The sequence below is a fragment of the Mesorhizobium erdmanii genome, assembly GCF_013170725.1.
Lineage (GTDB): Bacteria > Pseudomonadota > Alphaproteobacteria > Rhizobiales > Rhizobiaceae > Mesorhizobium > Mesorhizobium erdmanii.
Map to the genome: position 1 here is coordinate 3,827,736 of NZ_CP033361.1, position 14,308 is coordinate 3,842,043.

At 63.2% G+C, this 14,308-nt stretch carries 13 protein-coding genes; 5 read left to right on the forward strand and 8 right to left on the reverse strand.

All coding sequences use genetic code 11. From position 1 onward, the window contains the following. Positions 1-16: 16 nt before the first annotated feature. The 3 genes from EB233_RS18485 to EB233_RS18495 form a co-directional block, all read right to left on the reverse strand. Positions 17-574, reverse strand: coding sequence for a cytochrome b (locus tag EB233_RS18485; RefSeq protein WP_064988841.1), 558 nt, complete (start codon positions 572-574; stop codon positions 17-19). A gap of 114 nt (positions 575-688) precedes the next feature. Then, positions 689-1,234, reverse strand: coding sequence for a DUF924 family protein (locus EB233_RS18490; protein ID WP_064988549.1), 546 nt, complete (start codon positions 1,232-1,234; stop codon positions 689-691). A 14-nt stretch (positions 1,235-1,248) separates the two neighbouring features. Then, positions 1,249-3,084: a monovalent cation:proton antiporter-2 (CPA2) family protein gene (locus EB233_RS18495; RefSeq protein ID WP_064988550.1), complete on the reverse strand. Its 1,836-nt coding sequence runs from the start codon at positions 3,082-3,084 to the stop codon at positions 1,249-1,251. 162 nt (positions 3,085-3,246) lie between these two features. On the opposite strand from EB233_RS18495, the gene EB233_RS18500 reads away from it, so the two are divergent. The 3 genes from EB233_RS18500 to EB233_RS18510 all read left to right on the forward strand — a co-directional run bounded on the left by EB233_RS18500 (position 3,247) and on the right by EB233_RS18510 (position 5,952). Then, positions 3,247-4,236, forward strand: a complete 990-nt coding sequence (locus EB233_RS18500; protein WP_064988551.1) for an AraC family transcriptional regulator — start codon at positions 3,247-3,249, stop codon at positions 4,234-4,236. 59 nt (positions 4,237-4,295) lie between these two features. Then, positions 4,296-5,504, forward strand: coding sequence for an MFS transporter (locus tag EB233_RS18505; protein WP_064988552.1), 1,209 nt, complete (start codon positions 4,296-4,298; stop codon positions 5,502-5,504). A 181-nt stretch (positions 5,505-5,685) separates the two neighbouring features. Further along, positions 5,686-5,952, forward strand: coding sequence for a hypothetical protein (locus tag EB233_RS18510; RefSeq protein ID WP_019858327.1), 267 nt, complete (start codon positions 5,686-5,688; stop codon positions 5,950-5,952). 92 nt (positions 5,953-6,044) lie between these two features. On the opposite strand, the gene EB233_RS18515 is transcribed toward EB233_RS18510, so the two are convergent. The 4 genes from EB233_RS18515 to EB233_RS18530 form a co-directional block, all read right to left on the reverse strand. Then, positions 6,045-6,596, reverse strand: a complete 552-nt coding sequence (locus EB233_RS18515; RefSeq protein ID WP_064988553.1) for a hypothetical protein — start codon at positions 6,594-6,596, stop codon at positions 6,045-6,047. A 123-nt stretch (positions 6,597-6,719) separates the two neighbouring features. Next, on the reverse strand, positions 6,720-7,805 hold the full coding sequence (locus EB233_RS18520) for a YcjF family protein (protein ID WP_064988554.1): 1,086 nt from the start codon (positions 7,803-7,805) through the stop codon (positions 6,720-6,722). Next, positions 7,802-9,277, reverse strand: a complete 1,476-nt coding sequence (locus EB233_RS18525; RefSeq protein ID WP_064988555.1) for a YcjX family GTP-binding protein — start codon at positions 9,275-9,277, stop codon at positions 7,802-7,804. The genes EB233_RS18520 and EB233_RS18525 overlap by 4 nt, the downstream gene beginning before the upstream one ends. Before the next feature lie 75 nt (positions 9,278-9,352). Next, positions 9,353-9,856: a SixA phosphatase family protein gene (locus EB233_RS18530; protein ID WP_027051978.1), complete on the reverse strand. Its 504-nt coding sequence runs from the start codon at positions 9,854-9,856 to the stop codon at positions 9,353-9,355. A 271-nt stretch (positions 9,857-10,127) separates the two neighbouring features. On the opposite strand from EB233_RS18530, the gene dksA reads away from it, so the two are divergent. Beyond that, positions 10,128-10,544 carry an RNA polymerase-binding protein DksA gene (gene dksA / locus EB233_RS18535; RefSeq protein ID WP_006202025.1) on the forward strand — a complete coding sequence of 139 codons (417 nt, stop codon included), beginning with the start codon at positions 10,128-10,130 and terminating at the stop codon, positions 10,542-10,544. A gap of 122 nt (positions 10,545-10,666) precedes the next feature. On the opposite strand, the gene EB233_RS18540 is transcribed toward dksA, so the two are convergent. Continuing rightward, the gene (locus EB233_RS18540) at positions 10,667-11,425 is read right to left on the reverse strand and encodes a flagellar biosynthetic protein FliO (RefSeq protein WP_064988556.1); all 759 of its coding nucleotides are present in this window, start codon (positions 11,423-11,425) and stop codon (positions 10,667-10,669) included. Between the two features lie 245 nt (positions 11,426-11,670). On the opposite strand from EB233_RS18540, the gene cckA reads away from it, so the two are divergent. Then, positions 11,671-14,247, forward strand: coding sequence for a cell cycle histidine kinase CckA (gene cckA / locus EB233_RS18545; RefSeq protein ID WP_064988557.1), 2,577 nt, complete (start codon positions 11,671-11,673; stop codon positions 14,245-14,247). The last annotated feature ends 61 nt before the right edge of the window (positions 14,248-14,308 follow it).

The window sequence follows — 14,308 nt, forward strand, 5'->3', positions numbered from 1 at the left end:
AGGCCGCCGGTGCCGGCTACAGGATCCGCTCCAGCACATCATCCCTGCGGAAAAAATGGTGCCAAAGGGCTGCGACCACATGCAGGCTGAGGATCGCGTACAGGCAATAGGCGCCATATTCGTGGATCCGCGCGGCGGCTTGCTCCAGAGGCCCGTCGAGCGGCAGGATGTCGGGCCACTGGAACAGCCCGAACCATGGCAGGTCATGACCGCCTGCTGCCGAGGTTGCGTAGCCGGCGAGCGGCATCAGGATCATCAGAACGTAAAGCAGGATGTGCGTGCAGCGGGCGGCATAGTGAACTAAGGTGCCAAACGCCTGACGATTTGCCGGTTCGCCGAAGGAAAGCCTGAGCGGCAGGCGGATCGCGATCAAGACAAGCGCCGTCATGCCGAGCGATTTGTGAACATCGAGAAGGGCACGGCGCAGCGCCGTTCCCTGCTCGAGATACGAGCAGTAAAGCCCGATCACGAGTGCCGAAATGATGACGATGGCCATCAGCCAGTGCAGGATCCGCTGGGATGGTCGATACCGGGGTGACGGCGTATCCGAGGCGGTCTCGGCGACAGTGGACATGGGCTCTCCGGCGATGTCGATGGCGATGAGCCCGTGCAATCGGCCGGAATGTGGTTGATTTGACGGCTCGCCCGTTCACCTCTTCGCGAGCGGGGCGTGCTGGACCGGAAGGTATCAGCCGGAGAAGCCGCCTTCATCCAGGAATGCCCGTTCCTGCGCCGTGGTTTCGCGACCAAGCATCCTGTTGCGGTGCGGAAAGCGGCCGAAGCGCTGGATGATGTCGCGGTGTTCCAGTGCGTATTTCAGATTGAGCTCGGCCTTGGCGGTGTGAAGTTCAACGGACACGTGCTGGTCGGCAAGGTCTTCCGAATGTTCGAACGGCAGATACAGGAACACGCGAAGTTCGGGTTCCAGCGCCAGATCATGCCCGGCGACGACCGCCTTCCGAGCAAAATGCTTGGCCAGCGAGTCGGTGGCGAACATGTGACCGGTGCCGCGAAAACAATTGCGCGGAAACTGGTCCAGCAGGATCATCAGCGCGAGTGAGCCTTCGGCGTGTTCGGACCAGTCGTCGCATTCGCGTCGCGCGGCGGCATAATGCAGGTCGAGAAAGCGGTCGCGGAAACCGGCATCGAAAGCGTCATTCTTCTCGAACCATGCATCCTCGCCGGCGTCACGCCAGAATTTGGTCACCGACAGGGCCTTGGCGTCCAATTCCATTCATGATTCCCTATTCAGTCGGCGGTTTCGGACTTGTGCAGAACACCGGCCGTCTCCTCGTTGAGGGCCTGACCAGGGCGGCGTGGCGTGGAGAGCGGTGTCGGAATCGGCGTGCCGATATTGCCCCGCAGGAAGCGTTGGCCGGCGCGAATGCCTTCGGCGAGCTGGGTTTCGAAACGGTCGGTGTCGCGACGCCGGACGTCCTCGATCGTTTCGGCCACGTCTTCAGGATCAACGCCTAGCGATTCCAGGGCCGAGCCGCCGAAAACCAGCGCCGATTCGAAGGTCTCGCGCAGCTGATAGTCGACGCCGGCACGAATGAGCTGCAGCGCGGTGCCACGATCGAAAGCCCGGGCCAGCACGGTGAGCAGCGGAAATTCGGCCTTGACCAGCTGGGCGATGCGAACGGCGACATCGGCCTTGTCGACGCAGATCAGCACGGCGCGTGCCCGACCGGCGCCGGCGGCGTGCAGGATATCCAGCCGCGTGCCGTCGCCATAGTAGACCTTGAAGCCGAAATCGGCGGCCGCCTGGATCATCTCGACATCATTGTCGATGATCGAGACGTCGATGCCGCGCAGCAGCAGCGGCTGGCTGGCGATCTGGCCGAAGCGGCCGAAACCGATGATCAGGACGCTGCCGGTCAGGCCGTCGGCGACATCGACCCCGTCGAGCGACTGTTCGTCGCGCGGGGTGACATAGCGCAAGCCGATGATCGCCAACGGCGTCAGCACCATTGAGATGATGACGACCGCCGTCAGTGTCGCATTAGCCTGGCTGTCGATGATGCCGACGGCCGCGGCGGCGGAGTAGAGGACAAAGGCGAATTCGCCGCCCTGCGCCATGAAGACCGCGCGTTCCAGCGCTTCGCGATGGCCGGTCTTGAGGACGCGCGCGACGATGTAGATGCCAACCGTCTTCATCACCATGTAGGCGACGACATAGATGGCGATCAGTCTCCAGTTCGCCGCCACCACATGCAGGTCGAGCGACATGCCGACCGCCAGGAAGAACAGACCGAGCAGGATGCCGCGGAAGGGCTCGATGTCGGCCTCCAACTGATGGCGGAAGGTCGATTCGGACAAGAGAACGCCAGCCAGGAAGGCGCCCATCGCCATCGACAGGCCGCTGAGTTGCATGGCGAGCGCCGACCCGAGCACGACCAGAAGTGCGGCGGCCGTCATCACCTCACGGGCACGGGCATCGGCCAGGATGCGGAAGAATGGATTGAGCAGATAGCGTCCGGCCAACACCAGTCCGACGATCGCGGCGAGGCCGATGCCGACCTCAGTCAGCCTTTCTGACAGGCTGGTATCGGCGCCGCCCGGCGCCAGGAACGCGATCAGGGCCAGCAGCGGCACGATGGCCAGATCCTCCAGCAGCAGGATGGAGACAATGCGCTGGCCTTTCGGCGAGGCGATCTCGCCGCGTTCCTCGAGAAGCTGCATGACGATCGCCGTCGACGTCAGCACGAAACCGGCCCCGGCGACGAAGGATTGCGAGATGGGAAAGCCTCCGGCCACACCGACACCGGTCAACAGCACCGCGCAGACGCCGACTTGCAGCGCTCCAAGCCCGAAGATCTCGCGACGCAGGCCCCAAAGCCGCGACGGCTGCATTTCCAGTCCGATGATGAACAGGAACATGACGACGCCGAGTTCGGCGACATGGAGGATGGCCCCCGATTCGGAAAAGATGCCGATGCCGAACGGGCCGATCACCACGCCGGCGGCCAGATAGCCCAGGATCGAGCCGAGGCCCATGCGTTTGAAGATCGGAACGGCGACGACGCCCGCGGCAAGCAGCGCCACCACCTGAATGAGATCGCTGCCTGATGCTTCCGCTGCCATGCCTCTTGTCCCTGTGTCCGACATCACTCCTTGCATGCTGTTGGAGCGAGAGGCAAGGGCGGGGAACCTGCCAGGACGGGTAGGGTTGCCGTTGAAGCGATTCCTCTGGTGGAATCACGGTCTTCGCTTGTCTGTCGGACGATTGGTATTTATATAGGCGAGATGTCTGACTATTCGTCCCGACCGTCCTCGGCGCACCATATTCCAATGGATGCGCTCAGCGAAGTCCTACAAGACTTTCGCTTGAGTGGCGTCAACTATGGCCGCTGCGAGCTCCGCCACCCATGGAGTATCGCCTTTCCGGAACAACCCCTCCTTCGTTTTCACTTTGTAGGTCAGGGTCCATGCTGGATCCACACCGAAGCGCAGGGATGGCAGGAGTTGCGCGATGGCGATCTGGTGCTGCTGCCGCAAGGCATTGCCCATCGGCTGGCCAGCGCGCCGGACGTTGCAGGCGGCTCGCTCGATGATTGTCAGGTGACCAAATTGGGGAGCAACGTCTGCGAAGTGGTGCGGGAAGGCACTGGCGCGACAAGCACGCTTTTCTGCGGCTCCATGGCCTTGGGCGCCTGTGCGCTTAACCCATTGATCACGTTGATGCCGCCTATCATCAAGGGTTGCGACGTTGCCGGCAATGATCCGGTCGTTGGTCCTTTGCTGGCGGCCATGACCGCGGAGGCCGCGCAGCCGCAGATGGGTAGCGCCACGATTCTGTCGCGTATGGCGGACCTGCTGACAGCCCGGCTTATTCGCTGCTGGGTCAATTGCACGGGCGCTTCGACCACCGGTTGGCTTGCTGCCATCCGCGACCCCCATATTGGCCGCGCTCTGGCAGCCATGCACCGAGACCCCGGCCATAACTGGACCCTGGAAAGCCTCGCCGGGCTGGCAGGCCAATCGCGCTCGATTTTCGCGGAGCGCTTCAGCGCCGTATTGGGAGAAGGAGCGGCACGCTATCTCGCCCGCCTGCGCATGCAGCTTGCCCGCGAGTTGTTGGGGCAAAACGGCTTGTCGGTGGCCGAAGTTGCTACCCGCCTGGGTTATGATTCCGAGGCATCCTTCGCTCGCGCGTTCAAGCGCATCACCAATGTCTCGCCGGGTGTTGTGCGCCGCACAATTCCCGGACGAATGGACATGAATTTCGGATTTTGAGATACATATCATCCGGAAAGACTCGTCTATGAATGTCTCCAACCTTTGGAGATACTTCCGTGACAGACACAACATTACAGCTTGAAGACGCGGCGATAGACCTTGATGCCGTCGCACCGGCCAAGTGGAGCGCAACCACGTGGTTCGCGGTCATCTCATTGGCCGCCACCAGCTTTGCCCTGGTGTCAGCCGAATTTCTGCCGGCAGGTCTGTTGACGCCAATGGCGCGCGATCTCGGCATCAGCGAGGGAACGGCTGGACAGGTCGTCACCGCTACGGCTTCCGTCGGCGCCGTCACGGCCATGTTGAGCAATGTTCTCATCGGCCGATTGAATCGCAAGACGGTGCTGGTTGGCCTCATGGCCTTGGCGGTCGGTTCCAACATTCTGGCGGCGTTAGCATCCAATTTCTGGCTGCTGTTGTTAGGCCGGGCCGGGCTGGGGATCGCGCTCAGCGCGTTCTGGGCGCTTTCGGTTGCCGTCGTGGCGAGGCTTGTTGGCGCCAACGCGACGGGGCGGGGCATGGCGATCGTCACCCTCGGCGTCTCGCTCGCCACCATTGCCGCACCGTCGATGGGTGCGTTGATCAGCGACTGGCTGGGCTGGCGGAGCGCCATGGCCATGACGGCTGGTTTGGCCTTGCTTGCCATGCTGCTGCAGTTGCTTAGCCTGCCGACCTTGCCTGCAACGGCAAGCAATAGTCTTGCAGACGTCTTTCGGCTCACGCGGCGGCGTGGCATTCAACTCGGCATGCTTGCCATCCTTTTGCTGATGACCGGTCATTTTGCCGGCTCGGTCTATGTGCGTCCCTTTCTCGAACATGTGACGCACCTTGCAACCGGGCCAATCGCCCTTGCATTGCTCGGATTTGGCATCGCCGCGGTGATCGGCAATATTGCCGGTGGCCGCATGGCCGACGCCAATATCCACGTGGCCCTCGTGGTTACCGCCGCATTGATGGCATTCGCGGCGCTGGCATTGGTGCTTTGGGGCGTGCACATCGGCGTTGCCTTCGGCTTTGCCACGCTGTGGGGCTTCGCCTTTGGCATGGCGCCGGTGGTGCTGCCGACAAATCTGTCTCGCGCGGCGCCTGACGCCCTGGAAGCAGCCGGCAGCCTGATGGTCGCCTCTTTTCAGGTGGCCATCACCACCGGCGCGGTTGTCGGCGGCTATGTTGTGGACACCTACGGCCCTACAGCGCCTTTGACTGTGACCGCTATCCTTGCCGCATCTACAGCCGTCTTGGCGCTGCTACAGCCGCGCAGCTAAGCTTTGCCGCCGCTGACACAGCAGCCTGAATCCGGCGGCCGGGGGTATTCCATGCGCGTTACACAATATGACGTCGGTAACGCGTTGCATCTTGCCACAATCGAGGGTTAGAGCACGCTCGGCTTCGGCCATTGGAGGGTGAGCGACGATCAAGTCGAGCCCTTTTGAGGAGATGACTGACATGAAGAAGTTTTTGCTTGTTGCCGTCGGCCTGGCGGTGCTTGCCGGTTCGGCCTGTTCGAAGGCGCCGGAATGCACGGCCGAGATCGCGACCAAGAAGGCGCAGGACATGGCCGCCGCGCTGCAGGAAGCGATCACCAAGGATCCGTCCAAGGCCGCTGACCTGACCGCGAAGGTCCAGGCGGTGACAACCAAGTACCAAGGCACCACGACCCTTGCCGACGCCTGCAAGGCGTATGACGAGGTGACGGCCGCCATCAAGGGCTGACGTCCGGTTCGACGGGTTCAAGGAGGCGGTGGCGATGGGCTGCCGCCTCTTTGCTTTTAAGGGATAATGTCAGGGTAGGCGCGATAACGCGCTCAGTTCGGCGCGATGGAGCCGACTTCGACGGCGTCGACGCGCTTCAGGCTCATGCCGATAACCGGCACCAACTGGTCCTGGACACGCACGGCAACCGTCACCGTCATCGAATTGTCGTCGGGAATGCGGGCCTGCATGACGCCGCGCAACTGGTTGCGGTTGATGGTGAAGACGACCTTGCGGGCATCGACGACGTTGCCGCCGATGATATCGAGGCCGGCGCCGTCAGCGCCACCCATGAAGGAACCTCTGTAATCCCGGCCCTTGCGCTCGATCTTGGCCGACATCTGCTGGGTGAACACGCCGACCCGGCAGCCGCCGTCCAGCGACATGCCCATCTTGCCGTCCGGCGTGGAGCCGGTGAAGCTGCAATTGAATTTCGTGCCCTTGTACTTGCCGGCGACGATCTCGCCAGGGCCGACCCATTTGCCTTCGGCCGACTGGAAGAACTGCTTGTCCGGCTCTGTGGCGGAAGCTCCCGAGGCGACACCGACGACTGTTGTGATCGCGAGCGCCACGGGCAGGGCGCTGGACAGAATTACACTTTTCATCGACGACACCCGGCAACAAAGAGGCTGTTTGGAACCGGTTAGACCATGAAGAAGATTGGTTAATGCTTCGTCACTGCGACGCCTTGAAACCGCAATTCCGTTGCCGTCCTGAAGAGTAAAATGCTATTTGCCAGGGGCGGTCGTTTCGGTGTCCTTCTTCGATGCAAACGATGTCAATGCCGCGAGGAAATCGCCCAACCCAGGGCGCCTCGCGGCGCTGAAGGGCAGGGGGCGCGCCGTTTCCATCGCCGCGATGCCGATGCGCGCCGTCATCATGCCGTTGACGACGCCCTCGCCAAGCTTGGCCGAAAGCCGTGCCGCCAGCCCATGGCCAACGATCTGCTGCACGAAACTGTCCCCGACGGCGATCGAACCGGTGACCGCCAGATGCGCCAGCACGCTGCGCGCCAGGCGGAAGAAACCCAGCGTTCCCGGGCGTCCGCCATAGAGTTCCGACAGGCGGCGAATGAGGCGTCCGGCCTCGAACACGACATAGGCGACATCGACCAGCGCGCGCGGGCTGACCGCCGTCACCAGCGAGACGCGTTTGGCTGCCTCGAGAATCATCACCTTGGCCCTGGCGTCCAAGGGGCCGAGAATTTCCGCTTCGGCCAGGCGCACCAGATTGCCGCCGTCGATGATCTCGCCGCGCAGTTCGGCCAGCGCGCGCCGGCCGGCCGCGGTTTCCGGCTTGGCGGCAACAAAAGCCGAAAGCTCGTCGACCACAGATCGTGCCGCCTTGGGATCGTCACGCGCTATGGCATCGAGCGCCCGCTTCTGCAGTTTTTCGACCTCGGCGAGGCGCGCGATCGCCAGGAACTCACGAATCAGGATCACCAGAAGCGCGAGCACGGCAATGACAGCCATGCCGGCGGCCAGCCAACCCAGCCATTCGGCGCGGGCGAAGAGGTCGCGAATCAGCTGGTCGGTCCACAGGCCGACAGCCAGCGAAACAAGGACGCCAAGGGCGCCGAAGAAGATGTTGCCGAACTGCGAGCGGCGTCTGGGGGCGATCGCCGGCGGCGGTTCGGCGGCTACGATGTCCGGTTCGTCGAAAACGTCGATCTCCGTCGGTATGACCAGCGCGGCATCGGCCTTAAGCACGCGCGGTTTGCGCGAAAGCTCGCTTTGGCGCGCCTTTGGCGCCTCGTGCGTTGGCTGGGCTTCCGGCTCGATGCGGAATGCCGCCGGTTTGCGGGGCGCGATCATGCCAGATGGTCTCCGATCAGGAACTGCAGGGCACGATCGAGCCGGATATGCGGCAACGACAGTGTGACGCCTTCGGCGGTGCGTTCGAGTTTTGGCGGGCGGAACCGGACAAAACGGATTGCCGGGTCCGTGGAATCCTGTCTTTGGTCAGGCCTGGAGATGTCGAACACCGCATCAATTTTCTCCGGTAAGTCACCGGGAAATATGGCGGTTTCGGTCTTTCCGTCAAACGTATCACCGTTGATCTTCTCGCCGGCGATCGGCGTGCCGATGATAACGGGCAATGTCTCGCGGCCTTGCTTGACCGTGCCTTCGCGGGTTGCGCGCACCGCCGCCATGGCGACCACATCGACGTCGGCGCCGGTGAAGTTCGCCCGCGCCACGGCGCGGTCTGCCAGCCGCCGAACGATCGCCTGCAACCGGTCATGGCTTTCGTGGTGCAGGTGATCGGCCTTGGTGGCGGCGACCAGGATGCGATCGATGCGCCGCGAAAAAAGGTCGGTGAGAAAACTGCCACGGCCGGGGCGGAAGCAGCTGAGGATTTCGGTCACGGCGCGCTCGAGGTCAGCCATGGCGCCGGGGCCTGCGTTCAGCGCCTGCATGGCATCGATGAGCACGATCTGGCGATCGAGACGGGTGATGTGTTCGCGGAAGAAAGGTTTCACGACGTGCGTCTTGTAGGCCTCGTAACGCCTCTCCATCATGGCGTGCAGCGATCCCGGGCGCGGACGCCTGTCGAGGCCGGCCAGCGGCGCGAAGGTCAGTGCTGGCGAACCTTCGAGATCGCCAGGCATCAGAAAGCGGCCGGGCGGCAGGGTCGAAAGCGCGCGCTCGTCCAGCTTGCAGGCCTTGAGATAGGCGGCGAAACTTTCTGCCAGGCGGCGTGCCGTCATCTCGTCGGCGTCGGCGTTCGGGTCGATTTCCGCCGAGATCGCCCGCCAGGCCCGCGAAAGATCCTCGCGCACCGGCAGAGCAGCCATCTCGATCGCCTCGCGTGAAAAAACGGCGAAGGATTTGCCGAGCAGGGGCAAGTCGAGCAGCCATTCGCCGGGGTAGTCGACGATGTCGACCGACAGTTTGCCTGATGAGAACATGCGGCTCCAGCCGGAGGCCGACTCATATTCGATGGTCAGCCGCAGTTCCGAAATGGCGCGCGTCGAATCGGGCCAGGCGCGGTCATTGACCAATGCGGCGATGTGGTCCTCGTATTGGAAGCGCGGCACGGCGTCGTCAGGCTGCTCTTCAAGAAAGGCCCGCGCGATGCGCCCGGATTTCTGGGCCTCGAACAGCGGCAGGCGGCCGCCGTGGATCAGATTGTGGACCAGCGCGGAGATGAACACCGTCTTGCCCGCGCGTGAAAGGCCGGTAACGCCCAATCGCAGCGAAGGAGAAAAAAGCCCGGTGGCACGTCCCGACAGCGTATCGAGGGCAATTCTTGCCTCGTCGGTGAAGGTGGTCAGCGATGATGCCAAAATGTGATCTCTCGGGCTTGCGTCCGTCCGATATAGGTTCTGCAATCCGGCTTTGAAATGGCGCCGAAACCGGTATCAAAGATCGGCCGGTGTCAGAAACGCTTCGAGATACCCCGCGTCCTGGGCCGCTTTGGCCAGATCGTCCAAAAAGCGCACGACCGCCAGGCCCGAGGTCGGGAACCCATGGTTGAGCATGGCACGCGCCGTTTCGTCGCCATCGCCCGCGACCGCCATGGCAAGATCTTCCGTCATCGGGTTGTGGCCGATGACCAGCAGGGAGCCCGGCCCGCCATGTTCCTGGATAAGGCGGAGATAGCCGGCCGCGTCTTCGCTATAGAGCGTGTCGAAAAACAGCACCTTGCCAGTGTCAGTCTGGCCGGCCAGGCCTTCGAGCGTTTCCCTGGCGCGCCTGGCGTTGGAGCACAATGTCAGATCGGGCACATAGCCGCGCGACCGCATGGCCGTGCCCATGATCTCGGCATCGGCGCGGCCGGAGGCGTCGAGCGGGCGATCGAAATCGCGCATGCCGGGCAGTGCCCAGCCGGCCTTGGCGTGTCGCAACAGATAAAGCCTGCTCACCCAACCTCCAATCATGCCGAGGCCGAAGCCGTGCCGCGATTAGTCACGAGAAGGGCGTTGCGCACAATGGTCCGTCTTCGTCCGCGCACCGAATCAGGCACGAGACATCGTGCAAAGGCGGCACTTTCCGTACCGAATCAGCATCATCTCGCTGCAACGAGTGCCGCTGGGGCACCTTAACAATTGCGTGAGTCGGTGGCCGATTGCGCTTGTGCAGGCGTCGGGCGGCGAATATATAGGCGCCAAATTTGGGGCAGTTTGGGTGAGTCGAATGAACGACATCGTTACCGCCGATTACGTACCCTCCGAAGACGAGCCGTTCATGAACGAACGGCAGAAATCCTACTTCCGCCTGAAGCTCGTCACCTGGAAAAATGACATATTGCGCGAAGCGCGCGAAACTCTTGAAATCCTTCAGCAAGAAAACGCCAACCACCCTGATCTCGCCGACCGCGCCTCGTCGGAGACCGACCGCGCCATCGAGCTCAGGGCCCGCGATCGCCAGCGGAAGCTGATCTCAAAGATCGATTCGGCATTGCAGCGCATCGATGAAGGCACTTACGGTTATTGCGAGGAAACCGGCGAGCCGATCGCGCTGAAGCGGCTCGATGCACGTCCGATCGCCACTTTGTCGATCGAGGCGCAGGAACGGCATGAGCGCCGCGAAAAAGTCTATCGCGACGACTGACGGATTGCTTCCGGGCCGCGTTTCAAGGCGGTTGCAAAGAAGTCTTTGTGAAAATGGCCGGATTTACCGGCCATTTTTATTGATGCGTGGCACGTCCCTCCAGCAAGCGACTCGGTCGCTAATCATCTCTTCTGGCTGGAAAGTTCGCCCAGGAGCCTGGTCATTTCATCATCGAGAGACGGCGGTGCCTTGGCTGCCGGTTTGCCCACCGGGCCGCCGGAGCGCGGCTGATCGAGCGAAATCTCGAGGTCCTTCATCAGCGTATCGTCGATGCTGTCCTGTCTGGGCGGCGGCGATGGCGTGTGTCGCGCGGCATTGGCGTTGGCGGAGCCATAGGCAGGTAGCGGCGTGACGTTGGTCGACGGATAGGTTTGCGCCACCGGTTTCGGCGGGGGGGCCGGGGCTGGTGGCGGCGCCGACGGGCGCTGGCGGGCAGGGGGGGCCGCCGCGGTCACCGGCTGCGGCGGCGATGCAGGTCGCGCCGGTGCGGGAGCAGGCTGAGCCGGCCGCGGCCTTGCCGCCGGGGCTGCGGTGGCCGGGACAGGCTGCAGGCCGCCATCTCCGGTCAACGCCGGACGGCGCGGGGCGGCCAGGCGGATGTCGCGTTCGACGACGACATCGGTCGGACCGCCGATCAGGAGCAGATGTTCGATGTCGTCACGGCGCACCAGCACCAGCCGGCGATGGCTGTCGACGGCGGTGGCGTCCATGACGGCGAGCCGCGTCTTGCGGTTGCGGCCACCGGCGACAAACGTGCCGAAGGTCAGGTTGCGCACGAGCCTGACGATGACGAGCACGATGACCAGCAGGATCAGCGCCGCGAAGGTCCACAGGAGTGCCGCCGCATAACCAGGACCCGCCACGCTATCCAGCCACTGCATTGGTTTCCCCTGATCGGTTCGGAAAGTGACGCGACACTAGACCGTTGCGGCTGGCCACCGCAAGTTGCCTTTCACGCATCGTGAACAGCTTGAAACACGGGGAGGGCCGGTTGGCATCATTTTTATCCGACATTTGCCGCCCGGGCCTTTTCCGAACCAGGAGAATATGATTCAACCCGATTGGGGTGGGTGCCGGCACAAATGGGGCAAGTGCCAGAACGCCGGACTTCACGAGCAGGGGACACATGGCCAAGGAAGCGCGCGGCGATTTCTATCCGGTACCGATCGTCGACCAGAACACGCGACCGGGCGCGGTCACCCGGCTCATCATCTTCATCGTCGTTCTGACGGGTGCTGCGATCGTTTTCGGCATTTTCCGCGAGCGCCTCGGCGATCCCTTCCTGCTCGGCATGCTCGGCGTATTGGCGATGATCGGCGTCGGCTTCCTGTTCGCGACGGCGATCGGCTTCGTGCAGGTCACGCCGCGCTCGACCGGCGATGAACTGTCTAAGGCTTTCGTCGATTCGATGTCGCAAGGCCTGCTTGTGACGGACACAAAGGGGCGCGTCGTCTACGCCAACCGCGCCTATGCCGAGATGACCGGAGCCTCCTCGGCCGCCGACCTCAAGACGGTGGAAGCACTGCTTTCCGATGTTCCCGAGGCCTCGGTGACCATTTACCGGCTGGCCTCCGGCTTGCGTGACGGCCAGCCGGGCGACGGCGAATTCCGGCTGGCGCAATCGATCCGGCCCGGCGCCGAACCGGGCGCTCGCTGGTACAGGGCGCGCGCCCGCACCTTCAACGTTCCGGGCCAGCGATTGCCGATGCTGGCCTGGCAACTCGCCGACATTTCGCAGGAACGGGCCGAACAGGAGCGTTTCTTCCTCGATTTGCAGAAGGCCATCGATCACCTCGACCACGCCCCGGCCGGCTTTTTCTCCGCCGACCAGGACGGCCGCGTCACCTATATCAACGCCACGCTGGCGGAATGGCTCGGCATCGATCTTGCCAGTTTCACACCCGGCGCCGTGACCTTGCCGGATATCGTTGCCGGCGACGGCATGGCGCTGGTGCGCTCGGTCAAGGCCGACCCCGGCACGACGCGCAACGCGGTGATCGATCTCGACCTGACGACGATGACGGGGCAAGCGCTGCCGGTGCGCTTCATGCATCGCGTTTCGGCAAGCCGCGAAGGTGTCGGCGGCCCGACGCGCACGATCGTGCTCAACCGCACCCAGGGCGAGGATGCCTCGGCCGATCTTCGCGCGTCGGAAGTCCGTTTCACCCGCTTCTTCAATTCGACGCCAATGGCGATCGCGGGGGTCGACGCCAGCGGGCGCATCCTGCGCACCAACGCGCCGTTCCTGTCGCTGTTTTCCTCGGTCGTCGATCGCGACGCCGTGGATCGCCGGGTGCGGCTCGATACGGTGATCCATGATCGCGAACGGCCAGCCTTTGCCGCGGCTTTCGAGAAGGCCCGGCAACGCCAGGCCGACATCGAGCCGATCGACACCGTGCTGCCCGGCAACGAGGAGCGGCACATCCGCTTCTACGTCAATGCCGTCGCTGACGGGACCGGCGGCGAGGGTGCCGAAGAATCGGCCATCGTCTACGCTGTCGAGACGACCGAGCAGAAGGCGCTGGAAGGGCAGATGGCACAAAGCCAGAAGATGCAGGCGGTTGGGCAACTCGCCGGCGGCATCGCCCATGACTTCAACAATGTGCTGACCGCCATCATCATGGCGTCGGATCTGCTTTTGACCAATCATCGCCCGTCGGACCCGTCTTTCCCCGACATCATGAACATCAAGCAGAATGCCAACCGGGCGGCTTCCCTGGTGAGGCAATTGCTGGCCTTCTCGCGCAAGCAGACACTGCGGCCGGAAGTGCTGAACCTCACCGACGTGCTCGCCGACCTCAGAATGCTGCTTGCCCGGCTGGTCGGCAACGACATCAAGCTGAAGATCGATCACGGCCGCGACCTGTGGCCGGTCAAGGTCGATATCGGCCAGTTCGAGCAAGTGGTGGTCAATCTGGCTGTCAACGCGCGTGACGCGATGCCTGCCGGCGGTGATCTCACAGTGCGCACCCGCAACGTCACCGCCGACGAGTGCAAGACCTTCCCCTACCGTGAACTCGCTGCCGCCGACTATGTCGTGGTCGAGGTCGAGGACACAGGCAGCGGCATCGCCCCGGATGTGCTGAAGAAGATCTTCGAGCCGTTCTTCACCACCAAGGAGGTCGGCAAGGGCACAGGCCTTGGCCTGTCCATGGTCTACGGCATCATCAAGCAGACCGGCGGCTTCATTTTCTGCGATTCCGAAGTGGGCAAAGGGTCGACCTTTCGCATCTTCCTGCCGCGTCACATCGCGGAAGCGAAGAAGGTAGCCGAAGCCGGGGAAGCGCCTAGCGCCGCGCCGGTCAAACCAATCGATAGCACCAAGGACTTGTCCGGGTCAGCCACGGTGCTTTTGGTCGAGGACGAGGATGCCGTGCGCATGGGCGGCATGCGGGCCCTGACTTCGCGCGGCTATACGGTGCACGAGGCTTCTTCCGGTGTCGAGGCGCTGGAGGTGTTCGAGGCGCTCGGCGGCAAGGTCGACATCGTCGTTTCCGACGTGGTGATGCCGGAAATGGATGGGCCGACCCTGCTCGGCGAATTGCTCAAGCGCCAGCCTGACATCAAGTTCGTCTTCGTGTCCGGCTATGCCGAGGACGCATTCGCCAGGAACCTGCCCGCCGACGCGCATTTCGGCTTTCTGCCGAAGCCGTTCTCGCTCAAGCAACTGGCAACGATCGTCAAGGACGTGCTGGAGTCGTAATTCAGCGCGCTCCACCGAATGGCTTTGCGCAACGCCCTGACAACGTCATGATTACGGCTGA